10 protein-coding genes and 1 pseudogene are annotated in these 13,816 nt (G+C 70.2%); 1 reads left to right on the top strand and 10 read right to left on the bottom strand.

Translation table 11 applies throughout. The features are described from left to right. Nucleotides 1–41: 41 nt before the first annotated feature. From IPN03_04775 to IPN03_04745, 7 genes and pseudogenes are all read right to left on the bottom strand, one after another. On the bottom strand, nucleotides 42–740 hold the full coding sequence (locus IPN03_04775) for an ABC transporter ATP-binding protein (protein ID MBK9373042.1): 699 nt from the start codon (nucleotides 738–740) through the stop codon (nucleotides 42–44). Next, nucleotides 733–1,953 (bottom strand): ABC transporter permease, encoded by a 1,221-nt coding sequence (locus tag IPN03_04770; protein MBK9373041.1) that lies wholly within the window; start codon nucleotides 1,951–1,953, stop codon nucleotides 733–735. Before IPN03_04770 ends, IPN03_04775 begins: the two co-directional genes overlap by 8 nt. 1 nt (nucleotide 1,954) lies before the next feature. Then, complete coding sequence (locus IPN03_04765) at nucleotides 1,955–3,130, bottom strand: efflux RND transporter periplasmic adaptor subunit (protein MBK9373040.1); 1,176 nt, start codon at nucleotides 3,128–3,130, stop codon at nucleotides 1,955–1,957. 174 nt (nucleotides 3,131–3,304) lie between these two features. Further along, nucleotides 3,305–4,227 (bottom strand): annotated as a pseudogene (locus tag IPN03_04760) (zinc metalloprotease). 232 nt (nucleotides 4,228–4,459) lie between these two features. After that, complete coding sequence (locus IPN03_04755; protein MBK9373039.1) at nucleotides 4,460–5,653, bottom strand: glycosyltransferase; 1,194 nt, start codon at nucleotides 5,651–5,653, stop codon at nucleotides 4,460–4,462. Between the two features lie 70 nt (nucleotides 5,654–5,723). Beyond that, on the bottom strand, nucleotides 5,724–7,151 hold the full coding sequence (gene lpdA, locus IPN03_04750; protein ID MBK9373038.1) for a dihydrolipoyl dehydrogenase: 1,428 nt from the start codon (nucleotides 7,149–7,151) through the stop codon (nucleotides 5,724–5,726). 198 nt (nucleotides 7,152–7,349) lie between these two features. Continuing rightward, on the bottom strand, nucleotides 7,350–7,853 hold the full coding sequence (locus tag IPN03_04745) for a Spy/CpxP family protein refolding chaperone (GenBank protein MBK9373037.1): 504 nt from the start codon (nucleotides 7,851–7,853) through the stop codon (nucleotides 7,350–7,352). A 191-nt stretch (nucleotides 7,854–8,044) separates the two neighbouring features. On the opposite strand from IPN03_04745, the gene IPN03_04740 reads away from it, so the two are divergent. Further along, the gene (locus IPN03_04740; GenBank protein MBK9373036.1) at nucleotides 8,045–8,674 is read left to right on the top strand and encodes a hypothetical protein; all 630 of its coding nucleotides are present in this window, start codon (nucleotides 8,045–8,047) and stop codon (nucleotides 8,672–8,674) included. Here the strand turns inward: IPN03_04740 and IPN03_04735 are convergent, their stop codons facing one another. From IPN03_04735 to IPN03_04725, 3 genes are all read right to left on the bottom strand, one after another. Further along, a complete protein-coding gene (locus tag IPN03_04735) occupies nucleotides 8,675–9,712 on the bottom strand; it encodes an ABC transporter permease (protein MBK9373035.1) in 1,038 nt (345 codons plus the stop codon). Next, nucleotides 9,705–10,628, bottom strand: coding sequence for an ABC transporter ATP-binding protein (locus IPN03_04730; protein ID MBK9373034.1), 924 nt, complete (start codon nucleotides 10,626–10,628; stop codon nucleotides 9,705–9,707). Before IPN03_04730 ends, IPN03_04735 begins: the two co-directional genes overlap by 8 nt. Nucleotides 10,629–10,714: 86 nt before the next feature. Then, the gene (locus IPN03_04725) at nucleotides 10,715–13,780 is read right to left on the bottom strand and encodes a S8 family serine peptidase (protein MBK9373033.1); all 3,066 of its coding nucleotides are present in this window, start codon (nucleotides 13,778–13,780) and stop codon (nucleotides 10,715–10,717) included. Between the last annotated feature and the right edge of the window lie 36 nt (nucleotides 13,781–13,816).

Below are 13,816 nucleotides of genomic sequence, written 5' to 3'. Positions count from 1 at the left end.
GGAGGGAGTGCCGCCCGGCGGTGCCGGGCGGCACTCGACCTTCAGGTCCTCGCGTTGCGCTCGTCCGAGCGGATTCTCCCGTCCACCATCGTGAGAATCCGGTCGCAGCGGGCGGCGATCCGCTCGTCGTGCGTGACGACGAGGAACGCCGTCCGGTGTTCGGCAGAGACCCTCCGCAGGAGCTCGAAGACCTGCACCCCCGATTCGGTGTCGAGGTTCCCTGTCGGCTCGTCCGCCAGGACGAGAGGCGGCTCGAGGACGAGCGCCCTCGCCACGGCGACGCGCTGCTGCTGGCCGCCCGAGAGCTTCGTGGCGCGGTAGGAGGCGCGGTCGGCCAAACCGATCTCGTCGAGGAGCGAGAAGGCCCGCTCTCGCATTCCCTTCTCCTCGCGCCCCTTCGCCGCGAGCATCGGCATCATCACGTTCTCGAGCGCGGTGAACTCGGGAAGGAGGTGGTGGAACTGGAAGACGAAGCCGAGGCTCCGCCCCCTCACGGCGCTCCTCTCGTCGTCCGACAGGCCGCCGGTGTCCCGGCCCGCGAGGAGGATCCGGCCGGAGGTGGGCCGGTCGAGGAGGCCGAGGAGATTCAGGAGGGTGCTCTTGCCGGACCCGGATGGACCGGCGAGGGCCGTGAACTCGGCGGGCTGGATGTCGAGGTCGATACCGTGGAGGACCTGGGTGACGATCTCCGTGCCGAAGGACTTCGTGACGCCCTCGAGGACGACGAGCGGATCAGCCATAGCGGATCACGTCCGCGGGGTCGAGCGACGCCGCCCGCTCGGCCGGCGCGACGGCCGCCAGGAGGCCCGTGAACGTGGCGATGGCGGCGGCCGCGAGGAAGAGGCCGGGTGACAGGTTCACCGGGAAGGTGGCGGTGCCGTCGGGGTTCTTCGCGAGCGAGGCGAAGAAGAAGGAGAGGCCCGCGCCGAGGGCCGATCCGAGGACCGAGCCGGCGAGCCCGAGGATCGTTCCCTGGACGAGGAAGATCCGCACGACCTGGGCCGTCCGCGTCCCCATCGCCTTCAGGATCCCGATCTCGCGGGACTTCTGCACGACCGAGACGACGAGGACGCTCGCGATGCCGAGGGCGACCGCCACGACGACGAAGAACTGGATCATCCAGCTCGAGGCGCTCTGGGACCTCAGGCCGGTGAGGAGCTGCCGGTTCAGCTTCATCCAGCTGTCGGCCTGAAGGCCGGTCCGGGCGACGATCTCCTCAGCGACCCGTTCGGCGGCGAAGATCTCGTCGACCTTCAGCTCGATGGTGGAGATGCCGCCCGCGAGGTCGAGGAGCGTCTGGGCGGCCCGTAGGGACACGAAAACCCAGCGTTCGTTCAGGTCCTTGTTTCCGACGTCGAAGATGCCCGCGACGAGAAAGGTGTCGGAGCGGCCGGCGGGGGTCGCGAGACGCACCTTGTCGCCGACCGTGACCCCGAGGTCTGCGGCGAGCTCGACGCCGAGGACGGCATTCGTCGCGTCGACCCGGAATTCCCCCGCCGTCATCCGGGGCCCCATGTCGATGATCCGTCGGAAGCTCGACGGCTCGATGCCGCGCAGGGCGACCGAGCGGTTCGCGAGGCCCCGGAGTGCGAACGCCGCACCCGCGACGGTGGGCGAAGCAGCCCGGACCTCGGGAAGGCTCTGGAGGAGGTCGAGGGTCTGCGGCCATCCGACGATCGAGCGGAGGCGCTGGGCCGGGCGCTCGACCCGCGGGGCGACGGCGAGCCCCGGCGACGCCTGCGTGACCGGCCGGACGACGTCCTCCGGGGCCCGGACGACGACGTGGGCCTGTGTTCCGAGCGTCCTCTCGATGAGGGAGTCCTGCAGGCCTCCGATGAGGGCCGAGAGAAAGACGATGACGGCGACGCCCACGCCGATTCCCGAGAGGATCAGGATCGTCTGGATCCGTCCCTCCCGCAGGAAGCGGAGGGCGACGAGCACCTCGAACGGCATCTCAGCGTCCCGCCGGGAAGACGGCCCGGGCCCGCTGACCGACCTTGAGCTTCCCGGGCTGCCGGACGACGAGGTCTCCTTCGGCGAGGCCCTTCGCGACCTCTGCGACGGCGCCGCCGCGTGCGCCGAGAGTCACGGCGATCCGGACGGCCCTCCGGCCGCGGAACGCGAGGACCCACGGATCGGAAGCCGCGTCGCGGACCGCTTCCAGTGGCACGACGAGGACGCGCTCGCGTTTCCCGACTTCCAGTTCTACGGAGAGGGTCATGTCGGTCTTCAGCTCGTCGGGCGGATCCGGGACACGCAGCTTGACGTCGACCGTGCCGCGGGCCAGATCCACGCCCGGGGAGATCGAGATCACCTCCGCAGCGAACGACCGGTCGGGGAATGCGTCGGCCGAGGCGCGGGCCCTCTGGCCGACCCGGAGGGCGGGAAGGTTCTTCTCGTCGGGTTGCGCGAGGATCTGTGTCTCCCGGTCCAGCGCCAACGTCAGGAGGGCCCTTCCGGGGGAGACGACGTCGCCCGGCTCGACGGCGCGGAGGAGGACGACCCCGGGCTCGGGAGCGAGAACGCGCAGCTGCGCGACGCGTGCCTCGGCGGCTTCAACGGCTGCGGCGGCGGAGCGTTCGTCTGCTCCGCCCGCAGCGGCGGAACGGGCCTTTTCCGTCGCGGCGGCGACGGCGCTGCGGGCCAGGTCGCGGGCCTGCCGCGCGGCGTCCTCCTCGCGCTCGCTCACGAAGCCCTCGGTCCTGAGGGCGGCGATGCGCGCGAGCTGTCGCTGCTCGATCGCGAGCTTCAGCGCCGCCTGCGTCCGCTCTTCCTCGGCCGACCGGCGGTCCGTGCCACGCGACTGCTCCAGCCGGGCGCGGGCTTCGGCCAGCGCGGCGGCCGCCTCCCGGTCGTCGAGGCGGACGAGGAGCTGGCCGGCCTTCACGCGGTCACCTTCCTCGACGAGGACCGCTTCGACCCTCGCGGTGACCGTCGCGCCGAGGGACGCTTTCGATCGCGCCAGGACCCGGCCGCTGACGACGAGAGTCTCGAGGAGGTCCTGACGCACCACGGGGACGGCCTCGACCGGGCGCCCTCGCAGAGTACGGATCCCGAGGCCGACGAGGACGAGGACGAGGACAGCGGAGCCGGCGCGGGCCACGCGGGATCGCTGGAGGGGAATGGGCATCTCGCGAAGTGTGGCACGGGTCAGTACGTGGGAACGTGCCGCCATCTCGATCGGGGGCTCGTTTTCACGGATGATCTGAGGAAACGCCCATGTCGCGCGGGCGCCCGAAGAGCCCAACGGGGAGCACCCTGCGGGTGCTCCCCGTTGCGAAGGCGTCAGCGTGTGCGTGTCTGCTTACTTGCCGAGCCGGTAGGTCGTCCAGAAGGAGTCCATGCGCGTGTCCTGACCGACCGTGAACTCGAACATGCAGGCGTCGTCGGTGTAGTCCATGAAGTTGTGGATCGGGTCGAGACCCGCCTTGTTCTTGCAGGTGTCGGGGTTCCTCGAGGGGCAGCCGTAGGTGGCCGAGCGCTCGGCCGGCGTGTCGGAGACGTAGTCGCCACTGCCGTTACAGCCGCCCTGGAACGTGTGGTAGAGGCCCATCCAGTGCCCGACCTCGTGCGTCGCCGTGTCGCCGAGGTTGTAGGGAGCCGCGGACCCGCCCGGCAGGGAGGAATAGAGGAGGACGACGCCGTCCATCTTCGGCTTGGACGCGTAGTTGTTGGGGAAGGTCGCCCAACCGAGGAGGCCGCCGCCGAGGTTGGCCGAGTAGAGGTTGAGTCGGCTGCGCTGCCCTTCCGGAGCGTGTTCTTCGCCTGGCTCTCTGCGGTGGAGCCGTACGACATCGCGTACCAGGTGGCGTTCGTCGTCCGGTCGACGGAAACGAGGTTGAAGGAGTAAGCCCACTTTCCGTACGCGGCGTTGAGGACGGCGATCTGGTCGTTGATCATCGAGAGCGGAATGTCGCCGTTGGCGATGCCGGTTCCCTTGTTGATGACGTGGAAGTAGACGTTGATCGTCCCGCCGGTCGCGAGGGCACCGAACCTCGGGTGCGTTCCCGCCATTTCGAGCTGCTCCTCGATCGCCTCCATGACCTCGTCGTTCGGGTGAACGGTGCCGCACCGTTTGCCGGCCTGGACGAAAGACTGCTGGCTCTGAAACTCGTGTCCCTCGATGACGAAAGGCTCCTCGACCGAGGCGGGTTCATCGTCCTGGCTGTATCCGCGCCCGTCGGATGACGGCGGCGCGCCGACGACGCTGAGGGCGAACGGGAGCATCATGGCGGCCAGCAAAGTCTTGGTATTCAATGCGCTCTCCTTTTCCGGGATCGACGGCCCGGTCTTGCGGCCCCGTTGCCAGAGTCGTGCCATCCCCCATCCAGCGATTCAGATCAATATTGGGTCAGATTCCGCCCGTTTGGCGCAGACGAGAAGGGCTAATCGTTGACCATGGGTCTGGTTCGGACCCTTTTGCTCGCTCGGGGGAAGGGTCGCGAGCCTTCGATGAAGGTCACAGGGTTCTCAGGAACTCGACGAGCCTGCGGCCGATCGCGTCCGTATCGAATGCCTGCGAGACATACGTTCGGCCGGTCCGACCGATCGTGGCCGCCCTTTCCCGGTCCGAGAGGAGGGCGACACAGGCCTGGGTGAAGCTGTCGACACCGTCGGCGAGAAGGAGCTGCTTCCCGTCGTTCACTCCAAGTCCCGTTGCGCCGAGCCGGGTCGAGATGACCGGGATTCCGAGGGCCATCGCTTCCAGGATTTTGACCCTGATGCCACCGCCGGACAGGAGGGGAACGACCATCGCGGTCCCGGAGGAGATGAACTCGCGAGCGTCGGGCACTCTTCCGAGGAAACGGACCCCTTCGCAGCGGAGGCGCCCCACGAGGTCGGAGGAGGCGTTGCTTCCACCCAGGTGAAGGCGGGCCTGAGGAATGGCCTCCCGGACGAGCGGCCACACGTTTCCGAGGAACCAGTCGACGGCCTCCAGGTTGGGGGTCCAGTCGAGCGAGCCGAGGAACGTGAGCGTGAGCGGGTCGCCTTGCCCGGAGCGATCGGGGTAGTCGGCCGCGTCGATGCCGACCGGGGCCGCGTGGATCGGGCGCGTGGCGCCGAGCCGGCGGTAGCAGTCGGCGTCTTCCTGAGCGACGGGAATGATGGCATCGACGTCGTCGAGGGTGGCGACCTCGTACTGCCGGAGGCGCCTCGCGAGGTGCTGAAGATAGAGCCGGCGCCAGAGATGGTGTTCGCCCCGCGCGAGCCCCTGCCAGATTTCGTGCTCGACGTTGACGGAGCGCAGGACCACGCACGCACGGGTCGTCGCGCGCAGGGCAGGGACGTACGGCACCATGAAGAGGCTCTCGAGGAGGACGACGTCGGGGCGCTCCTCGCGGACGACCTCGATCAGCCGCCGCCTGAACGCTTCGGAGAAGAAGCGGTCGACGTTGTACGAGGTGCCCGTGACGAGGCTCTTCAGCGCCCCTGCGAGGGTGACCGACGTATCCACGTCGACCGCCTCCAGCCGGAGGTCCCTCGCCTCCTCCGGCAGCGACGACGGCTCGACGTGATGCTTGCGGGGGTTGAGGCAGAGCGTCCGCACGTCGGCCCCGGCCCGCCGGAGCGAGAGGGCGAGGACGCGCATCGCCACCCGCCCGCCGTCGTCGGGAGGCCAGGGGACCTTCGGGCAGAGCTGGAGGATCTTCATTCTGCCCCCGCGGAAGCGAAACGGCCCGGCGAGGCACGCCGGGCCGCCGTGTACGGAGAGGTCCGGGCCGTCACCCGTGGATGTTGTGGCCGCCGACCGCCTCGGCGGCCTCGTGGAGCGCCTCGGAGAGCGTCGGGTGGGCGTGGATCGTCCGGACCATCTCCTCGGTCGTGGCTTCGCAGCGCAGGAAGGCCGCCGCCTGGCCGATCAGCTCGGTGGCGTGGGGGCCGACGATGTGGACGCCGAGGACCTCGTCGTACCTGCCGTCGGAGACGATCTTCACGAATCCCTCGTTCGTGTGCTCCATGGCCGACTTCGCGAGGACCTGGAAGCCGAACCTCCCGACCTTCACCTCGAAGCCGCGCTCCTTCGCCCTCGCCTCCGTGAGGCCTATGGAAGCGACCTCGGGGTCGCAGTAGGTGCAGCCCGGGACCTGGTCGCGGTTGATCGGCACCGTGGGGTGCCCCGCGATCGTCTCGGCGGCGACGATGCCCTCGGCCGAGGCGACGTGCGCGAGCCAGATGGTCGGGGTGCAGTCGCCGATGGCGTAGACGCCGGAGACGTTCGTCCGCTGGTAGGCGTCGACCTTGACGTAGCCGCGGTCGGTCACGACGCCCGCGGCCTCGAGACCGACGCCATCGGTAACGGGGCGGCGGCCGACCGCCAGGATGACCCACTCGACGTCCCAGCTCTTCGAGACTCCGTCGGCCGTCTTCGCGGCGACCTTGAGAGTCCCGTCAGGGTTCTCGCCGACGGCCTCGACCGCGGTCCCCGTCCAGCACTCGATGCCGCGCTTCCTAAACGACTTCTCGACCTCTTTCGAGACCTCCTCGTCCTCGACGGGGAGGAGGCGGGGGAGGACCTCGACGAGGATCGTCTTCGCCCCGTAGCGCGAGTAGCACGACGCGAACTCGGAGCCGACGGCGCCGGAGCCGATGACGAGAACCGATTTCGGGACGTGCGTCGACTTCAGGACGTGGTCGGAGTTGAGGATCTTCACCCCGTCCGCTTTCAGGAATGGAAGGTCGCGGGGGGCCGACCCGGTCGCGAGGAGGATGCTCCTCGCCTCGAGGACCCTCTCGCCCTCGGGGCTCGCCACGGCCACCCGGCCGGCGCCGTCGAGCCGGCCGAAGCCGGCGACGACGTCGACCTTGTTCTTCTTCATGAGGTACTCGACCCCGCGGGCCCCTTTGACGACGACCTTGTCGCGGAACTTGCGCACGGCGTCGAAATCGAGCTCGACGCCCGAGACCTTCACCCCGAAGTCGGCGGCGTGCCGGACCTCGTCGAAAAGGGTCGCCGACTTGAGCATCGCCTTGGTGGGGATGCAGCCCCGGTGAAGGCAGGTGCCTCCGAGGCCGACGCCCGGGGCCTTGGCGTCCTTCTCGACGATCGCGGTTCTCAGACCGAGCTGGGCGGCGCGGATGGCGGCGACGTAGCCGCCTGGGCCGGAGCCGATGACGATGACGTCGTACGACGCGGAGGGAATGCTGCTCATGTCACGTATCTCCCGTGTCTCGTGGGCGGCTCGCCGGCGCGGGTGCGTGTCCGGGGCGCTTTCGCGAGCGGCAATTATAGGGTCCGGCCGGGAGTGGCCTGGCCTGCGGCCTGCGCTGCCCGGGCGGGCCCCGAAAACGAGAACGGCGGAGCGCGACTGCGCTCCGCCGCTCCCGCGGATCGGGCAGGAAGCAGGAAATCAGCTCGACGGAGCCCTCGGGGCGCCCCTTCGACCCGCGCGAGGACCGGCGCCGGCGGCGGCCCGGCGCATCTGCCGATGAGCCGAGGTCCAGCCCTCCAGTTTCGCCCGCTGTTCGGCGGTGAGGAGCGCCTCGAGCTTCTGCCGCGACGCGTCCCTTTCGGCACGCATCGCGTTCCGGTGGGCGTCCACGCGAAGGAAGGCTGCCCCGACCGTGGCCGGATCGGGCGTGGCGGCCTTCGTGGCCGTCCGGAGCGCCTCGCGGGCGGTGCGCCCCTCCTGGCGGAGCGTCTCGTACTTCGGCCTTTCGCCCTCCAGGAGCTCCTTCACCTTCGCCTTCTGGTCGTCGGTCAGGTCGAGGCTGGCCAGCGCGGCCCGGATGCCCCGGCCGGGAGCTCCCTCCCGCCCTCCGCGGAATCCCTGTCCCGCGTCGGCGGCGCTCCCGGCAAGGAGCAGGCTCAGGGCCATGGCACCGGTCGCGAGCCTCCTCGTCGTCGTATTCATGGGGTGTCTCCTTTCCTCGCCCGGCCCCGGGGTTTCCCTTCTGGCCGGACACCCACACAGACGGCTCCCGGGATCATTCCGTTTACGCCGGCAAGGCGATTCCTGAAGCTGGCGCAAGATGTGCAAAGGTGGGCGTGAGATCGCCCTCGTGGCAGGGGACCGACCCCTCCCGGGGACGCTAGGAGGATCCGATGCACCGCAACCAGAGATGGACGGCCCTGCTGGCCAGCGTCGTTTTCGCCGCGAGCGCCGCGGCGGCCCCGGCGACGTCACCGGTGAAACGCCTTGGCAAGACCGTGATTCAGCACCAGGACGAGAACGTGAAGGCGGTGCTCTCGTGGCGCTATGCCAGCCAGACGTTCGAGAAGGAGCAGTGGCTCCTCCTCGAGCTCGCGTTCGCGGCAGAGGGCAAGGCGGTCAACCTGGACCGGGAGGACGTGTCGCTCCTCACGCCGGGCGGCGAGCGCCTCGGCCTGCCGGGCCAGAAACGGCTCGCAGAGGGTCTGAAGGACGTTCGCTGGGTCGTCCAGAAGGCCTCGGTAGCCCGCGATCCGCTCACCGGCTACTTCTCCCGGCAGACCCTGGAGCAGCGCCTCCCGTTCTTCGCGATCCCGGGCGAGCAGATCGTCCAGGACGAGATCGGCGGCGGGCCCACGACGCTGACCCGAGGAGACCTCTTCTTCGAGGCGCCGTCGGGCGCCTGGAAAGCGGGGCGCTACACCCTCGTTCTCGAGAACAAGACGATGAAGGTGGAGCTGCCGTTCAACCTCCCCGCGGACGAAGCGAAGAAGGACGCCGACGGCAAGACCGTTCCCTGGTAGTCACTGCCACCGAAAGATTCGGACGGCCACGAGGAACGAGACCGCTCCGGTGATTGCGAGGACGCCCAGCTCGAGGCCGAGGGCCGAGAGCGGGCGTCCTTCCGTCATGACCGCCCGGAGCGCGTCGTTCAGTGCCGTGAGCGGCAGCGCCCGGATGAACGGGTGCACGACGTCGGGGAACCGTTCCCAGGAGAAGAACGTCCCCGACAGGAGCCACATCGGGAGCATGACGACGTTCATCAGGCCGCTGACGCCCTCGACGGTCTTCGTCCTCGAGGAGACGAGGAGTCCGAGACCGGCGAACGAGGCCGCCCCGAGGAGCGAGACGAGCGCGAGCGCGCCGAGAGAGCCACGGACGGCGACCCCGAACGCGAGCCAGCCGAAGCCGACGAGGATCGCCACCTCGAAGACCAGGAAGACGAGGCGGGCGAGCATCTGCGAGAGGAGGTACTCGCTCCGGCGCATCGGGGTCGCCGCGAGCCTCTTGAGGAGCTTCCTCGTCCGTGCGCTGACGATCGAGAAACCGAGCCCCCACATCCCGGTTCCCATCAGGTTGAGCCCGAGGAGGCCCGGGACGAGGAAGTCGATGTACCTCGACCCGGGCTCCGTCGCGCGGGCCTCGCGGGGCAGGAAAGGGTCCTCGCGGCCGGCGGCCCGCTGGAGGGCGTCGTCGACCTCGAGGCGGGCGGCGCGGGCGTCTGGCCGGGTCGGATCGAAACGGTAGACGGTTCCGCCGTCGTCCTCCACGAGCAGGGATATCTTTCCGGTGCGGAGCGCCTCGCGGCCGGCGGGGCCAGGGTAAACGCGCGGCAGGAGCGAAGGGGACCGTCCGAGGGCCGCGGCGGCCGCCGCGGCGCCGGGGCCGTCGGCGACGCCGACGGGGATTCTCTCCGGGGCCTTGCCGCGAAACGCCAGGCCGAGCGCGAGCGCGAGCAGGACCGGGAAGGCGAAGACCCAGAAGAGCGCCTCGGGCTCGCGGAGGAACTCGCGCAGGCGGGCGACGGTCAGCTCGGCGAGGGGCGGAAGGGGCTTACGCATCGCGAAGCTTCCGCCCGGTCTTCGCGACGAAGAGGTCCTCGAGCGTCGCCCGGTGGGTTGCGAGGGAGAGAAGGCGCGCGGAAGACGCGTCGACGGCGGCGAGAAGGGCGGGAACCGTTTCGGCGAGTGTCCTGACGCCGAGGGCCCAGCCGTCACCGGTGGCGTGCACCTCGGAGACTCCCGCCAGCGCCGCGAGCAACTCCTGCGGCAGGCGCGGCTCCGTCGCGAACTCGACGACGTTCGTGGCGTGGAGCTGGGCGATCAGCTCCTCCGGAGTGCCGAGGGCGATCCGCCTGCCGTGGTCGACGATCGCCACCCGGTCGCAGAGCCGCTCGGCTTCGTCCATGTAGTGCGTCGTCAGGAGGACAGTCCCGCCGTCCCGCTTGAAGCGCTCCACCTGCTCCCAGAGGTCGCGGCGGCTCTGCGGGTCCAGGCCGGTCGTCGGCTCGTCGAGAAAGAGGAGCTCGGGCTCGCCCGCGAGAGCGCACGCGACGGCGAGCCGCTGCCTCTGCCCGCCGGAGAGCTTCCCGACCCGGGCGTGGCGCTTCTCGCCGAGGGAGAGGCTGGCGAGGAGCTCTTCGGGGTCGCGACCCTTCCGGTAAAAGGAGCGGAAGAGGAGGAGCGTCTCCTCGACCGTCAGCTTGTCGGCGAGCTGCGTCTCCTGCAGGGAGATGCCCAGCCGCTCGCGGAGGGCGTGCCCGTCGCGGCTCCAGCGGGCCCCGAGCACCTCGACGTCTCCCGCGTCGGCCGAGGTGAGCCCTTCGAGGATCTCGATCGTCGTCGTCTTCCCGGCGCCGTTCGGGCCGAGGAGCCCGAAGCACTCGCCGCGGAAAACCTCCAGGTCGAGTCCGTCGACGGCGACGACGTCCCCGTAGTGCTTGACGAGGCCCTCGCAGCGAATGGCGTGGGGAGGCACGCGACGATGCTACGGCATCGACCTGGAGGGGGCGGAGTTCCTCTCCGCCCGCGTCGAGAGGACGCGGGCGCCGGGATTCGAGGTCGTCAGCGGGCGGAGAGGGGGCCCGGGGGCCTCGGCCTGAGGACCCGCCCGGGGAGGAAGCTCGCGTCGTTCGTGAGGTTGTCGACGCGGATCGCGTGCGCGATCACGGCCCCGCCGTCCAGTACCTCGACGAGAGCGGAGGCGTTCTGCCGCGGGCCGACGCCCATCTCCGCGAAGACGTCGTTCCACTGAACCGCCCCGTGCCGGTCGAGGAGGAGCTCCTGGACGGCGAGGCTCCTGCCGGCGGCGTCGAGAAGCGTCACCCGTGCACGCGTCGGGATGCCGAACGTCTCGAGGAAGCCGAGGTTCGTTCGCGTCTCGTGAGAGGAGGAGAGGAAGGTGAGGGCGATCCTCTCTCCCGCCACCGCCTCGGCGTTCTCGAGGACGCTGATGGCGAGTCCGTAGCTCCTGGCGGACTCTTCGGCGTAGGTGCGGCTCGAAGCGACGAAGCCGGGGACGTCCCCGAGAACGGTGAGCCTCAGCGCGCCGGCGGAGTCTTCGGACAGGCCGAGGACGCTGGAGAGGACGTCCTCGAAGAGGCGTGTCTCCCACGCTCCCAGGCTGAGGACCAGCTGGAAGGGGCCCGCCCCCTTGGAGGGGTAATAGGAAACCCGGACGTTCACGGGAGAGGACCAGGGATTCGCGAGCTTGAGATCGGTGCGGAAGAACGAGCCGAACCGCCCCGGAGAGCGCGCTGCGGCGGGGAGGTAGGCATCCCGGCGGAGGCGTGAGGCCGTCACGAGGAGCCCGTCATTCGAGCCGTTGTCGACCGCCGTCGCCCAGGCCACCACCCGACCCGAGCCCGAGAGGACCCGGACCTCGAAGAGGTCTCCCGAGGTCGGCGCCACGGCCGCGGACTGGTGGATGTCGTTGATCTGCCTGCTCTCGAACGGGAGGAGGTCGAGCGCGATGCGGCCGGTGACCGAGCCGCTTCCGTCGCGGACGAGGAGTTCGACGGACGCCGGGGCGCCCGTGACCTCGACGAAGCCGGCGTTGACTCTGGAGCTTCCCGGGCGAAAGACGGGTACGAGCCAGGCCGGAGAATCGAGCCGGCCGATCGCGCCCTCGGGACCGACGTCGGGAACGAGGAGTCCGTAGGAGCCCCCGCCGGCGGACGTCGTGTCGATGCGGCTGGCCACGACGACGTCGTTCGGGGCCGAGATGTGGACGGGCCCGAACCCCGTCGTGCGGAACGCGTTGCCGACGACGTCGCCGAGCGCTCGCGTGGATCGGGGTGGGAGTGAAAGGCTCACGGTCGATGCGACGTCGCGCGGGCGGCCGGAGGGAAGAAATGAAAGGGTCACGTCGGCGGAAGCCTGCTCGTCCGGATTGAACAGGACGATGTCCGTTGCGAAGAACGAGCCGAAACGGCCGGCGTTTCGGGCGATCGTCGGCAGCAGACGTGCGGGCGCCCCGGAGGGCTCGGCGAGGAGGGGCGCCTCCGGCTCGATGACGAGCGCCCAGCTCGTCAACCGGCTGCCGGCCGGGTCGACGCCATCCTCGAGGCGAAGGGTCCAGACTCCCGACGCCGGGCGGCCCGAGAAGAGGGAGAGGGGCTCCTTGCTTTCGACGGTCCTGCCGATGACCTCGCGAAAGACCGTACCTTCGAGGCCGGGGTCTTCGAGGAGGCGCACGGAGGTCCCGTCGGGACCCGTGAGCGACGCCTTCAAGCTCAGAAGCCGGGGACGCTCGATCGAGAGAGCGACCGCCAGCGAAGAGACCTTGCCGACGAGGGCCGTGATCGTGGCGCGGCAGACCACGGCACCGCCGGCCGTCCCGGACGGCGCGACGCGTTCACACGGTCCGGTGAATGGCGAGGTCGAAACGAACGCGGCGCCGACATCGACCCGGGGCGTGGTCGTCAGGGATCGGCTGCTGGTCACCGGAACCCCCGTGAGCCGGAGGAAATCGGTGGCGAGAGCGGGATCGGGGAACGACGCAACCTGCCTCGAGAGGAGGAGCGAGGCGGCCGCCGCCGGTGCCGCCGCCGACGTTCCGGAGAACGTCGTGCGCCGGCCGCCTCCCGCCGTCGGCGTGACCCACCGGATGCCTGGCGCCAGGAGCGACAGGGCGGGCCCTGCGTTGCTGACGCAGGGAACGACGTCTGGTCCCGTCACGGAGTCGCTGCACTCCGCGGCGCCGTCCCACGCCACCGGCCCCTGTCCTGCGGAATAGACCATCCCCACGCTGACGACGTCGGAGTGGCACGCTGGCCACGAGAGGCTCGCGATCTGACCGGAGTTCCCGGAGGCAGCCACGACGGCGAGACCCTCCGTGCGGGCGCGGGCGAAGAGCCCAGCGGAAACGGGATCCTCGGAGTCGCAGAAGCCGCTTCGAACCCGGTCGTCGGCCAGGCTGATGTTGAGAACCTCGATTCCCAGATCGGCGCGGCGCTCCAGGGCCCAGTCGACGGCCGCGAGAACGTCCGATGCGAGGGCCCCCCGGCAGCCGTCGCGGGCGCCGAAGACCCTGAGCGCGACGATCGAGGCTCCCGGCGCGATTCCCTGGGCGCCCGCCGCAACGCCGGCGACCGAGGTCCCGTGTCCGTCGCAGTCGTAGATGTCGTCGTTTCCGTCCGCGAAGTTCCAGCCCCCCACGATGCGGCCGCCTCCGGAGGCGGTCGCGCCGAAGTCGGGATGGAAGAGGTCGATCCCGGTATCGACGATCGCGATCGCCCGCCCGGCGCCCGTGACACCGGACGCGAGGAGCCGGTCGGCGCCGATCTGGGCCGTACCGACCTGCCCGGCGGGACGGACGACGCGGTCCAGGACGACGGCGGCGGTCCCGCCCTCATGCTCGAGCTGCGCCAGGCCGGCGGGAGTCAGCCAGCCCGAAAGGATGCGTCCGCTCGACAGGGAGCGGACGATCTCGAGACCGGGCGGGGCCGCGAACGGGCTGGAACCGGGCTCGTGGGGCGCGATGAGGACCCGGAGCCGCCCTCCGGCTGTCAATCCCTCCCGGACGCCCTCCGCGACGAACGGCTTCACCGCCGCGGCGTGAACCGGGAATGGGGCCGGGGTCAGGACCGCGGCAGCGAGGAGGGCGCCTGCGGCGCCGAAAGCACGCATCAGAAAGTGTGAAAACTACCACCGCGAGCCGGACGA

This window comes from Holophagales bacterium (assembly GCA_016719485.1).
GTDB lineage: Bacteria > Acidobacteriota > Thermoanaerobaculia > UBA5066 > UBA5066 > UBA5066.
This window is presented reverse-complemented; position numbering and strand designations above follow the sequence as displayed.